Source organism: Heyndrickxia sp. FSL W8-0496, from assembly GCF_038007825.1.
Classification (GTDB): domain Bacteria; phylum Bacillota; class Bacilli; order Bacillales; family Bacillaceae_C; genus Heyndrickxia; species Heyndrickxia oleronia.
The window spans coordinates 3,890,452-3,902,279 of record NZ_JBBOXX010000001.1; the positions used below are offsets into that span (position 1 = coordinate 3,890,452).

Consider the following 11,828-nt stretch of genomic DNA (forward strand, 5'->3'; position numbering starts at 1 on the left):
ACAAGTTTTCTTTACATATGGAAATGTATATGATATTCTCCTTATATAAGGAAAGGAGTTGCTATAATTGAAAAAAGAGGAAATTTTAATGAAAAGCCGACTTGAAAATGAAAATATGGACGAGAGAGAACGGAAAATAGATGATGATTCTGCTTATCAAGGAATGATAGGGATACTTGTAGTAGTATTTATCTATCTCTTCTTCAAAATGTTTATGAATCAACCCATAACAGATATGCTTTCTATTTTGACAGCCAATCTTACAGTCATATCATTTTATAAATATAAAAGAATACCAAATAAAAAATTCTTCCTTATTAATGCGATTGTGGGAGCAGTCGCAACAATTGGATTCGCCACAGCCTATGTGATTGGTGTGATTTAAACGAATGGATGAAAAGTTAATATTAAAGAATAGATTAAAAGTTGCCAGAGCAGAAAAAAGCCTATCCCAAGGAGATTTAGCTAAACTGGTCGGTGTTTCTCGGCAAACGATTAGTGCCATCGAAACTGGTCAATTCAGTCCTACAGCAAAGTTGGCATTAATCCTATGTATTGCACTGGATAAGAAATTCGAGGATTTGTTTTATTTTGATTAGGATATACAAAAAGGAGAGTTATTTTACGTGAATAACTCTCCTTTTATATGATTTTTTTATACCGCAAAAAAGAACCCGACTTAATTGGCCTCTTTTTCTCTCATGAATGTATAATAGACAGCACTGGTAATACCATTAATTTGCTCCGCAAACGATGAAACGATTTTCCATCCTTCTGCACCATATTCATTCAATAATTGATCATTTTCCATGGTCGTTTTGAAAAATCCTTTACTCTCAATTTTAATCGTTTTATATTCATATGTATTCATCGTATTAACCGTACCTCACTTGTAATCTCATATTATTTGAAGCTTCTATAAACAGCCCATCACCGTATCGCCAAATGCTCGAATGTCAGATAAATAATCATAGGTCGGTGTTGAACCGAAACGATTAAACATTCGAACGGCCACTACATCATGTTCTGGAATGACTAATAATGCTACATTCGTATAACCTAATATTTGATAAGAGTCCTTTGGTACAAGAAGGCCAATTTCTGTTTTCGCAGCAGGCAAATCCTTCACAAACCATAAAAATCCGTTTTGAGGAAGATCCTTATCGAGTAATATTGGACTTTGGAGCGTAGTAGCAAGCTTTAGAATATCCGCTGGTACGACTTGTTTTCCATTAATGAACCCTTGTTTCAAATGTACATATCCCCAATAAGCAAGCTCTCTCGTGGAGACATACATATTCTTTTGATCTCCATCCGTTCCCTTACTTGTCGACCAAAATTTATCATTTGCTTGTCTCATGACCTCCACTAACTGCTCCTTCGGTTCGTCATACCATCCCGTTTCCTTAAAGCCTAATGGGGTAAATACCTGCTCATCTAAGATCTGAGCGACCGTTTTCCCCGATGTAATTTTTACAATTTGTGTTAGAAAATCAATATTAATATCGCGATAGGCCCAGCTTTGTCCCGGAGCAAATTCTCTTAGGATTTTCCCATCATTCGTCGTCAAACCATGTGTGTGGGTGAGTAAATGTCGAATTGTTGTTTCTCCTAAAAGTTCATGATTGATGTCTTTTAAATAGGTAGTTACCGCATCATCAATCGATTTAATATACCCATTCTGGACAGCATAGGCTACAGCAAAACCAATATAACTTTTCCGCACAGATGCCACATGAAATTGTGAATCCTCTTGAATCGGACGTGCATGACGTGTTGTAGAATGACTCCCCCAATATTCCTCCGCCACAATCTGATCCTGATGAATGATCATCACACTTGAACCTGAACAATCTAACATCGTAGAAGTATTTTTCACATGTGAAATAACCGAATAAAATTGATTATTTACTGCCTTATTAATGATCATTGATCCCCCTACTTTCTACTCTTTACTGTGTTTCAAGGAAACTAGCAAAACATCTATGATTGAATCCACATAGAACTATGTATTATTGATAATACGTTTAACAGATGCTTTAGGTTTCACACAGGTGGGACACGGGGTCAGGTACAGTGTCCCACCATGTCCCATTGGGAAATTCATTATTAGGGAACACATTATAGCTCTTATCAAGCAAATGGCAAAACGGTGAGGTGTATTAAATTGATTAATCAATAATCTATTCTTTTCTAATTTCCAATAAGAAAAACCCTCATTTCGGAGGACTTTTCTTTTACTTCCTATTGTAAACAAACTCCCTATATCCCTCTCTAATAGATTATTTTCCCCCACGCGCTAGTGCTACGACATTTACATACTTTCTTGCAATCTCTTCAATCTCTTGAAAATCTCCATTTGATATTAGTTGTTTATTTATTAAATTTCCACCTATTCCTACAGCCACTGCTCCCTCTTCTATATAATTGGAGACATTATTCAAATCAATTCCACCTGTGGTCATTATAGGTATCTGTGATAAAGGACCTTTTAAATTTTTAATAAATCCTAGACCTACAGAATCGGCTGGAAATACTTTAACTATATCTGCTCCATTTTCTATTGCTGTTAATGCCTCTGTTGGCGTCATTATTCCGGGAATTGAGATTTTTCCATATCTCAATGTGGTTCTTATTACCTCGATATTTAAACAGGGACTCACTATAAAATCTGCTCCATTATTAATAGCCAATTTGGCGGAAGAACTATCCAAGACAGTACCCGCTCCAATTATTGCTTGATGATTAAATTTAGAGGTAAGATTTTTAATGATAGTAAATCCATTAGGTGAATCTACGGTAATTTCTAAAGCGTTAATTCCACCATTTATTAAACTGCTAACTAACGATTCAATTTTGTCCTCTGGAACTTTTCGAATTACTGCAACAACACCACTTTCAACTAGTTGAGCTAACAGCTTCACTTTAGGTAACATGTTTAAGCAACTCCTTTTAACGTAATATTTGACTTTTTTTATTCTCAGAACTCACTTGATTCCAATAAGGATAACCTTCCATATCACCCAGAACACCTAAAGCAAAACTGCCGATTTTATTCCCAAATCTTACCGACTGATAATAATCCCAACCTCTTATCAGACCTGATAAAACCCCCGCTGCAAATCCATCTCCTGCACCAGCAGTATCAACAATATGATCTACCCTATATGCAGGGACATAGGCATTTTCTTCTTGAGTAGCAAAATATGCCCCCTTTTCGCCCAGTTTTACAATAACTACTTTTGTTTTATTATTAAGTAAGGATTTAGCGATATTTTCTGGTGATGTTTCACCAGTCATTAATACTCCTTCCTCTATACCCGGCATAACAATATGGCAGTTTTTCGAAATTTCCAATAACGTTTCTTTTGCTTCATTAGAAGTCCAAAGCTTTAAACGTATATTAGGGTCAAAAACTAGTGTTTGTTCATTTGAGTGTGCAAATTCCACAACTCTTAACAATGTTTCTTTCGATGAATGACTTAAAGCTGGAGTAATCCCAGTCAGATGTATAAACTTTGCCTGTGATAAATAACCTGTGTCCAAATCTTCAAATTGAATAGAACTAAAAGCTGATCCTTTCCGATAGTAATAAATATTTGGATCTAACTGAGACCTCTTTTCTTTAAAAAAAACCGCCGTAGGCAAGTGATCATCAAATATAACCTGGGAAGTGTCTACCCCTTCCCCACGGATAAAATTTCTAATAAATAATCCAAATTCATCATCACCTAATTTGCTGACCCAACCAACTGAATGACCAAGTCTAGCTAATGCTATAGCAACATTAGACTCTGCTCCACCCATTGTCTTTTTAAATTCACTCACATAACGAAGGGGACCTTCTTCTTTAGGTGTAAATAAAACCATACTTTCACCTATTGTTATAACATCCATTTCATAGACTCCTTTCAATCATTGTTAACGAATACAACCACGAGGAAAAATGAAGGACTCCCAACTAAAGTTGAAAGAGCCCCTAAGTGAAGTAATGATTATGACTATGATTTACGCATCATCCCAATTTGCATATTCGAGTATGCCATTTTTTAAAGTATAAATGGGTTCAAAACCTAGCAATCTCTTTGCTTTAGAGCAATCAAGTGGCCCCATCTCATCATATTCCATTTGTGCATCTATTTGTTCAATCGTCACATGAGGAAATATCTCTTGAACAATTGTAATTATTTCTCTTATAGAGGTTAACTGCCCACTCCCTATGTTAAAAATCTCCCCTCCAATATTTTCAGAGTTTAATGCTAACCAAATAGCTCTTACCGCATCTTTAACATATATAAACTCCAGTTGTTGTTCTATTCCTTCCATGGCTATCTCTTCACCATTCTTAGCCTTTTGAACAAGATAATTGATAGGATCGGGCATACTGCGTCCCGGTCCATAAACAAATGGGAGTCTTAAAATTGTGATCTCTAATCCAAATTGTTTTGTGAACGTTTGGGCAAGGTATTCACCAGTTATCTTAGTTACTCCATAAATAGATGTAGGTGTGGGTTTTTCTTCTTCTTGTAATGAAATAGATTTATTTTTGCCATAAACAGCACCGGAACTTAAATATATAATCTTTTTAATTCCAAATAGTCTAGCTGCTTCATACACATTATTCGTTCCAACTATATTCGTTTGAATGACTTTATTCGGTGAATGACTCCCCACGATTGGATGAGATATTCCCCCGCTATGAATGATTGAATCAACTTTATGCTTTTTTAACACTGCTGCTAAACGAGGAAAGTCTTCTAATTCTCCTTGTTCGAATATATATCCATATGCATTTGAATTTGAAGGACTCCTGTCATATCCAATAACATTTATATTTTTTTCTATAAAAAGAGAGATTAAATGTTTACCGATTAATCCAGAGCTTCCAGTAATTAGGACATTCAATTTTAACCACCCTTAGTTGTTTAAGATGTTCAATTACATTCCTATATGTTTATTTCGATGTAGAAATTTTCCACGCCCTGGTTTCCCCAAAACGACATTCTCTTTTACAATTACTTCTCCTCTTGATAACACATGTGTAATTTTCCCTCTAATTTCAAATCCTTCATAAACATTGTACTCGGTGCTTTGAAATTGAGTTTGCTTAGATATTACACTAGTTCTGTTCGGATCCAGTATTACTATATCGGCATCGCTTCCTACTTGAATGATTCCTTTTTTAGGATATAAACCAAATATCTTTGCTGCATTAAAACTAGAAACTTCAACAAACTTTTGAAGAGAAATTCTTTTTTCATGTACTCCAAAATGATAGAGTAACCGATACATATCTTCTATACCCGGTAATCCATTCGGAGCCTTGGTGAAGTCTTCCATACCAAGAATTTTCCCATTTTTATATGGGTGGGAGGCATGATCAGAACCGACAACGGATATATCGCTTGATTGGATTCCTCCCCATAAAGCTTGTTGATCATTTTTAGAACGTAGAGGTGGAGAACAAATGTATTTTACTGCATCTTGCTTGTTCAATTTTAAATATTCTTCATCAAGGACTAAATAATGTGGGCATGTTTCCCCATAAACTTTAACACCACGCTCTTTTGCCCTGTGTACCTCTTCTAATGCTTCTTTACTTGAAACATGGACAATATAAATAGGAGCGTTTAAAATTTCTGCAATGGACAATGCTCTATTTGTTGCTTCGGCTTCTAGTTGTGATGGGCGAGTATAAGCATGATAGATTGGATCTGTATTTCCTTTTCTTAGTTCTTCTTCTATAAGTAAATCAATAATATCTCCATTTTCAGCATGGACATTTGTAATCATCCCGACTTCAGCAGCTCTTTTCATTAGGTGATACATTTGCATGTCATCGACCATGTTAGTCCCTCTATACGCCATAAACAGTTTAATAGAGGTTACTCCGTTTTCTGGTAATCTAGAAATCTCGTCTAATACCGCATTATCACATCTATTAATAATAGAATGAAAACCATAATCGATGATTGAATTCTCAGCTTTTTTCTTCCATTCATTTAAATCTTCCAAAAATGAGATTTGGTCGGGTTTTGGGTCCGTAAAATTAATTATAGAAGTGATACCACCAGATGCAGCTGCCTTTGTCCCACTTGCAAAGTCATCGACTGTTCCTGAAATTGCTAAATGTGAATGGGGATCAATGCCACCTGGAAGCACGTATTGATCCTCAGCATTGATCACATGATCTTGATCAGAAGGAATAATATTACTAGATATTTTAACAATAGTACCATTTTCTATTTCTATGTCCGCCTTAAAAGTATCCGTAGGTGACACTATAAATCCGTTTTTTACTATTGTACTCATTAAATCATCTCCACTAACATTTCAGATAATGTAACGCAACGTTTGCTAGTAATTCAGTTCCGCTTGTTATATCTTCAGGAGAAGCATATTCCTTTGGATTATGACTACCATTTTCAGATCGAACAAAAATCATTCCCATATCAGTAAATTCTGCTATTAGTTGTGCATCATGTCCGCCTCCACTTGGCATTTCAAAAGTCTTAATCCCTAATTGTTTACTCTCGATTCTCATTCTCTCTAATACATGGTCTGCAGACATCGCTGGATTAGCTTTTAATTTAGTAATAAATTGATAGTTTAATCCTCTATTCTCACATATTTCTTTTACTTTTTTCTCTAAGTCCTTTAAAATATTTTCTCTCCTAATAAGATCAACATCTCGAACATCTACGACAGTCGATACGATTCCTGGAATAATGTTAACCTGACTTGGCAAAACGTCCATGGTTGCTGCGGTGCCTACAGCTGTTCCACCGTATTTGTTAACTATTTTCTCAACAGCTAGCGCAGCTTCACAAGCACCCAATAAGGCATCATTGCGCATATCCATAGGAGTTGCACCCACATGGTTTGATTCACCTTCAAATACGATTTCAGTAAGTGACAACCCTGTTATACCAGTAATGATTCCAACGGGAATATCTTTTTTAGCTAAAATAGGTCCCTGTTCTATATGCATTTCTAAGTAAAGTGAAATTTCACTGCTATCTCTTTCAGCTTCTTGAATTCTTTCTGGATCCAAACCAAATTGCTTCATAACTTCGTATCGGGTTACCCCCTCTTTATCTTTAACAGCTAAATCATCGGAAGTTATTTTACCAGCCATTGCTCTACTTCCATAAACTCCTCCAGACTGAAAACGGGATCCCTCTTCTTCACAGAAGGCAATCACTTCTAGTGGACGTTTAATAGAAATATTTTCTTCATAGATATGTTGCGCTACCTCAATACCAGCAATCACTCCAACTGTTCCATCATATTTACCTCCATTTCCTACCGAGTCTATATGAGAACCGATTGCTACTGCTGGAAGCTCTGAAGAAGGAGCTTCCAATATGCCAATCAGATTTCCTGCCTGATCCATCCTTACTCGCATTCCAGCTTGCTGCATCCAGGCTGTTATTAAATCCAATCCCTTTTTGTATTCATCTGTAAATGCTATACGTGTAACTCCCCCATCAGCTGTTTTTCCTATTTCTGCAAGAGACTCAATTCGTTCATGTAATCTTTGTTTATTTATCATTTACAATTTGCTCCTCTACCATATTAGTATCAGTATTAGAATCTGAACCGCGCTTTGACCACATTAGTAATAGATAAGAGATTCCAGCGATTCCTACACCTATAAACCAATTAAAACTATATAAAACACTAAGTGATGGAATAATTAACCCGATAAAAGCTGCAACAACACCAATGGCAAATGATATTACTGCATGTTTATTCCAGCCACCATATTTACCATTGTGTGTAAATAAACTATCCAAATCATAGGTCTTACCTCGAATGAAGAAGAAGTCGACAAGCATTACTCCGAGAACAGGTCCCATCGTAGCCCCAACTGCCCCCATTACAAGGTCAAAGCCTCCTCCTTCTTCATACCATAACCAAGGAGCTGATAAGGCACCAATGATAATTGCAATTAGTGCTGATCTACTGAAATTAAGTTTTTTCGGCATTAAACTAGTCAAATCATAACCAACCGCAACTCCGTTTGTTCCGACATTAACTGAAAGTGTGGACATTAGTATAGAAACTGCTCCAAGAATTACAACAAAAGGATGATTGAACTGCGTTAATACATCTATTGGATTTGTAATTGGTTTATCAAAAGCAATCATTGTACCTGCAGTGGTCAATAATGCCATACAGGAAAAAATGATAAACATTAAGGGCATCCCTATACCTTGACCGATCATATGATCTTTTTGACTTCTCGAGAATCTTGTTAAATCTGATATATTTAATATAAGAGTTGCAACTGTTCCGAGTAATGCAGACATTCCTAAAAAGAAGGTAATCCAAAACTCTGTTCCTGAGACAGTACTTGGAATTGAAACTAAGTTTCCAAGACCATTTCCTTTATCGATTGCCCACCAAACCAATCCTAAACCAACAATCATTACTAGAGGTCCAGCCCAATTCTCAAATTTTCTTACCCTTTCAATATCATGAGTAATAATATAGGCATGGAGTAACCAGGTAATTACATAGGCAATAAAATTATTCAAGCCCATTCCTAATATCCTGTACTCACCCAAGCCTTCCCAAAAAGAGAAGGAAGCACCCAAAATTGCATTTACCGCCATACTCCCCAAATACATATGAACACCAAACCAGAATACACCCAGGATTGCTCGAATAAATACTGGAAGATGGGCTCCTTTTGTACCAAAAGCAGCTCTAATTAAAACTGGAAAGGGTACCCCATACTTTGATCCTGAATAACTGTTAAATAGGATTGCTATAAATGCTATTCCGTAGGCTAATAAAACACATGTAAACGCTTGCCAAAAACTCAAACCAACCGCCATTAAATGCGCAGACACTTGCCAAGCAACTAGATTATGTACAATGCCCATCCAGATTGCACTGTATGACCACCAAGTCCAATTTTTATTTGCACCCGACAATGGAGCTAAATCAGAATTATATAGAGAGGGATCTGGTTTAATCTTTAAAACACCATTCTTATTTGTCCTCATTAACTTTTTCTCCCTTCAAAAGTGAAAGATATATAAAAAGCTAAGTACAGGTGACTTAATATTAGGAATTAACTGACTATGATAAATAAAAAAAATAGCAATTAGAAAATAGAAAAACAGGATACTTTTTTGAATTTCAACGATTAAAGCATTACGTCACCACAATTCGGACCTAATGTTTGTCCTGTATAAAGATTACCATCAGGACTTGAAGCTAAGAATACTGCTGTAGGGGCTACCTCATCGGGGTTACCAAACCTTGGTATAACCAATTCCTTCATTTTTTTACTTCTCCAGTTATCACTAACTTCATTCATTAATTGGGTCATTATTGGACCCGGTGCAATACAATTGGCAGTAATTCCATATTCCCCAACTTCCATTGCAAGAGATTTAGTGAAGCCAATTATTCCTGCCTTTGCAGCCGCATAATGACAATGCTCTATACTTCCCTTTTGAGCTACTTGGGAGGAAATATTAATTATTCTCCCAAATCTTTGTGAGATCATGGAAGGCAGCGCAAATCTAGTTGTAAGAAAGACACTTCTTAAATTCACCTCTATCATGCGGTCCCAGTTAGATACAGTCATATCTTTTAGTAATGCTGGAGTAGATATCCCTGCATTATTTACTAGAATATCAATTCTTCCATATTTCTCTAATGTTGTTTCTATCAATTCTTTAGCTGTATCCTCTTTAGAAATATCACCTTCAACAACACACACGCTAGTTTCATAATCTTTTAATTCTGCATAGAACGTTGCTTTATCATTATTATTTCCCTCAAGATAATTAAGAGAGAGTTTTGCTCCTTCTTTTGAGAACGCAAGTGCAATCGCCCTACCTATACCATTTCCTGGACCTGCCCCAGTTATTACAGCTACTTTCCCCTCTAATCGCATATTACTATTCCACCCCTATCTAGGTTTTAATATTTTGTAAAGGAATATCTAATTTCAAAATATAAGCTAAGGAGGTAATATTCCCTTATATTCGCATGAAAGAATATTACCGACCTAATCTGTTAATTATTAATAGATTAATTGGTTATTCATCTATTTCCGCAATCGCGTCTATTTCAATAGGGATACCTTTTAAATTAACACCACAAGTTGTCCTCACTGGTAGTGGATCCTTAAAAAACTCTTTGTAAACCTCATTGTATTTATCAAAATCATTTAAATCTGTTAAGTAAGTATTAATCTTAATTACATCTTCTAGTTTTGCTCCAGCAGCAGCTAATACATGTTTTATATTCATTAATGCTTGCCTAGTCTGTTCTTCAATGGTAGCAGGCATTTCCCCTGTCTCAGCATTAATAGGTGTTTGTCCTGCTACATATACTCTGTTATTCACTTTTATACCTTGTGAAAAATGCCCCCCTGGAATCGGTGCTAAATCTGTTTTAATTACTTGTTTCATAATAAACATCCCCTCTGTTTTTTTGTGATCATTTACTTTTGAACAATTCCTCGAATAGTATCTAAATAGTTATAGAGTGTATATTTGGAAATGGCATAGTGTTCACAAACCTTATCACCTGACTTCTTTATAAGAAATGCACCTTTCTTGTCTAAGTACTCAATGCCTTTCATTTTGTCTTCTTTACTCATATGTGCAACAGGTTTTCCCACATAATCTTGTGCTTCTTGAATTAACACTTCTAATACATCATTTACGTTATTAACAAAAACTTCATTAACATCCGTTTTTAGACCATCCAAATTAATAAATTTTTTAATGGCAGCTTCCGACATCATTAGGTCTGAAATATCAAAGTTAATACAAATACAACCTATAGGAACGTTTTCATTATTTCGTATGTACATCGTCGTTGATTTTAGCATCCTACCATCTTTAGTTTTTGTTAAATAATTATGTTTATCTCCGTCAATTTCAGTTCCTCGAAGCACCTCCAGCCCTAAATTTGTACCTGTGTCCCCAACCTTTCTTCCGGTTACATGCCCATTCTCAATATAAACAATTAAACCACTTCCATATTCTTCATATTGTGTAAGATCAAGGAGGACAACCTCACAAGACTCCCCAAATTGATTTGAAATCCCTTTAACTAGTGATGTCAAAAAAGGTAGTTCATCTTTTATATTCTCCAAGCAAAACTACTCCTATCTAAAAACTAAATTTATATTATACATACTAAAAAAAATTTTTTAGTATGTCAAACATTTTTTTATATTCAATATTAAATAAATAATCTATTTAATCCAATAATTCATTTTTATTAAACAATTTTAGCCATTTAAGATGGGTAAAAAAAGAAAAAAACAAAAGGGGTTTCTTACCAAACAATTTATTGTTTCAACTTTACTCTAGTGGGTTCTAGTATTCTGTATATTAATCAATAAAACTCAAAGAGGATAAAAGAGTTGTTTATAAAAATGGTGAATGGAGGATTTTTTATGTGGTTAACAAGTTTAAGAGTTTGCCTTAATTCTATTAAACAGAGCTATTTCTATTCGTGTGATTATTCCTGATCAAATGCTATTTATAATTCGACTAAATAGAAGCATGCTGAAAATACAGCATGCTTCTATTATTGTTCTGTTATACATTTGCTCCTTTTGAAATTTTTCTTTCGTATTATAGCAATAGCTACAAATAAAGAACCCATTCCAGCTCCTATACTAATTGAAAATTCTAGATGGCTTGGTTTGAAAAACAGAGTTTATATCTGAACAAAGTTTATTACTATTAGCTAAGGCATAAAAGAAAAACCGTCAGACTAACCGAGTATATGATTTAAATCCGTTTAATTATATTTATCTGTATTGCTCTACAATTATAGTTGTT

The 11,828-nt window shown here is 35.2% G+C and carries 13 protein-coding genes; 2 read left to right on the forward strand and 11 right to left on the reverse strand.

All coding sequences use genetic code 11. The features are described 5' to 3' along the window. Positions 1-67 precede the first annotated feature (67 nt). Together NST63_RS19715 and NST63_RS19720 are read left to right on the forward strand one after the other, a co-directional pair. Positions 68-385: a DUF6442 family protein gene (locus NST63_RS19715; RefSeq protein ID WP_341043485.1), complete on the forward strand. Its 318-nt coding sequence runs from the start codon at positions 68-70 to the stop codon at positions 383-385. Between the two features lie 4 nt (positions 386-389). Beyond that, positions 390-599 (forward strand): helix-turn-helix transcriptional regulator, encoded by a 210-nt coding sequence (locus tag NST63_RS19720; protein ID WP_058003352.1) that lies wholly within the window; start codon positions 390-392, stop codon positions 597-599. 80 nt (positions 600-679) lie between these two features. Here the strand turns inward: NST63_RS19720 and NST63_RS19725 are convergent, their stop codons facing one another. From NST63_RS19725 to NST63_RS19775, 11 genes are all read right to left on the reverse strand, one after another. Continuing rightward, positions 680-871, reverse strand: a complete 192-nt coding sequence (locus NST63_RS19725; protein ID WP_341043486.1) for a DUF4177 domain-containing protein — start codon at positions 869-871, stop codon at positions 680-682. 45 nt (positions 872-916) lie between these two features. Further along, complete coding sequence (locus tag NST63_RS19730; RefSeq protein ID WP_341043487.1) at positions 917-1,930, reverse strand: serine hydrolase domain-containing protein; 1,014 nt, start codon at positions 1,928-1,930, stop codon at positions 917-919. Positions 1,931-2,282: 352 nt separating this feature from the next. Continuing rightward, complete coding sequence (locus NST63_RS19735; protein WP_341043488.1) at positions 2,283-2,936, reverse strand: bifunctional 4-hydroxy-2-oxoglutarate aldolase/2-dehydro-3-deoxy-phosphogluconate aldolase; 654 nt, start codon at positions 2,934-2,936, stop codon at positions 2,283-2,285. Between the two features lie 16 nt (positions 2,937-2,952). Continuing rightward, positions 2,953-3,897 carry a PfkB family carbohydrate kinase gene (locus NST63_RS19740; RefSeq protein WP_058003349.1) on the reverse strand — a complete coding sequence of 315 codons (945 nt, stop codon included), beginning with the start codon at positions 3,895-3,897 and terminating at the stop codon, positions 2,953-2,955. Between the two features lie 111 nt (positions 3,898-4,008). Next, entirely contained in the window at positions 4,009-4,905 is an 897-nt protein-coding gene (locus tag NST63_RS19745) for an NAD-dependent epimerase/dehydratase family protein (RefSeq protein WP_180213475.1), read from the reverse strand. Between the two features lie 33 nt (positions 4,906-4,938). Further along, positions 4,939-6,312 (reverse strand): dihydropyrimidinase, encoded by a 1,374-nt coding sequence (gene hydA / locus NST63_RS19750; protein ID WP_341043489.1) that lies wholly within the window; start codon positions 6,310-6,312, stop codon positions 4,939-4,941. 13 nt (positions 6,313-6,325) lie between these two features. After that, positions 6,326-7,555, reverse strand: a complete 1,230-nt coding sequence (locus NST63_RS19755; protein WP_341043490.1) for a M20 family metallo-hydrolase — start codon at positions 7,553-7,555, stop codon at positions 6,326-6,328. After that, positions 7,545-9,017 (reverse strand): cytosine permease, encoded by a 1,473-nt coding sequence (locus NST63_RS19760; RefSeq protein WP_058003345.1) that lies wholly within the window; start codon positions 9,015-9,017, stop codon positions 7,545-7,547. The genes NST63_RS19755 and NST63_RS19760 overlap by 11 nt, the downstream gene beginning before the upstream one ends. A gap of 143 nt (positions 9,018-9,160) precedes the next feature. Beyond that, positions 9,161-9,919, reverse strand: coding sequence for an SDR family NAD(P)-dependent oxidoreductase (locus NST63_RS19765; protein ID WP_180213480.1), 759 nt, complete (start codon positions 9,917-9,919; stop codon positions 9,161-9,163). Positions 9,920-10,064: 145 nt separating this feature from the next. Then, positions 10,065-10,439: a RidA family protein gene (locus tag NST63_RS19770; RefSeq protein WP_341043491.1), complete on the reverse strand. Its 375-nt coding sequence runs from the start codon at positions 10,437-10,439 to the stop codon at positions 10,065-10,067. A gap of 32 nt (positions 10,440-10,471) precedes the next feature. After that, positions 10,472-11,131: a PAS domain-containing protein gene (locus tag NST63_RS19775; RefSeq protein WP_058003342.1), complete on the reverse strand. Its 660-nt coding sequence runs from the start codon at positions 11,129-11,131 to the stop codon at positions 10,472-10,474. Positions 11,132-11,828: the final 697 nt, after the last annotated feature.

What these genes read in the sequence shown, in the direction of transcription:
- NST63_RS19725 (WP_341043486.1), bottom strand. Translation starts at nt 871, where the DNA reads ATGAATACATATGAATATAAAACGATTAAAATTGAGAGTAAAGGATTT.
- NST63_RS19740 (WP_058003349.1), bottom strand. Translation starts at nt 3,897, where the DNA reads ATGGATGTTATAACAATAGGTGAAAGTATGGTTTTATTTACACCTAAA.
- NST63_RS19720 (WP_058003352.1), top strand. Translation starts at nt 390, where the DNA reads ATGGATGAAAAGTTAATATTAAAGAATAGATTAAAAGTTGCCAGAGCA.
- hydA (WP_341043489.1), bottom strand. Translation starts at nt 6,312, where the DNA reads ATGAGTACAATAGTAAAAAACGGATTTATAGTGTCACCTACGGATACT.
- NST63_RS19730 (WP_341043487.1), bottom strand. Translation starts at nt 1,930, where the DNA reads ATGATCATTAATAAGGCAGTAAATAATCAATTTTATTCGGTTATTTCA.
- NST63_RS19735 (WP_341043488.1), bottom strand. Translation starts at nt 2,936, where the DNA reads ATGTTACCTAAAGTGAAGCTGTTAGCTCAACTAGTTGAAAGTGGTGTT.
- NST63_RS19755 (WP_341043490.1), bottom strand. Translation starts at nt 7,555, where the DNA reads ATGATAAATAAACAAAGATTACATGAACGAATTGAGTCTCTTGCAGAA.
- NST63_RS19760 (WP_058003345.1), bottom strand. Translation starts at nt 9,017, where the DNA reads ATGAGGACAAATAAGAATGGTGTTTTAAAGATTAAACCAGATCCCTCT.
- NST63_RS19770 (WP_341043491.1), bottom strand. Translation starts at nt 10,439, where the DNA reads ATGAAACAAGTAATTAAAACAGATTTAGCACCGATTCCAGGGGGGCAT.
- NST63_RS19765 (WP_180213480.1), bottom strand. Translation starts at nt 9,919, where the DNA reads ATGCGATTAGAGGGGAAAGTAGCTGTAATAACTGGGGCAGGTCCAGGA.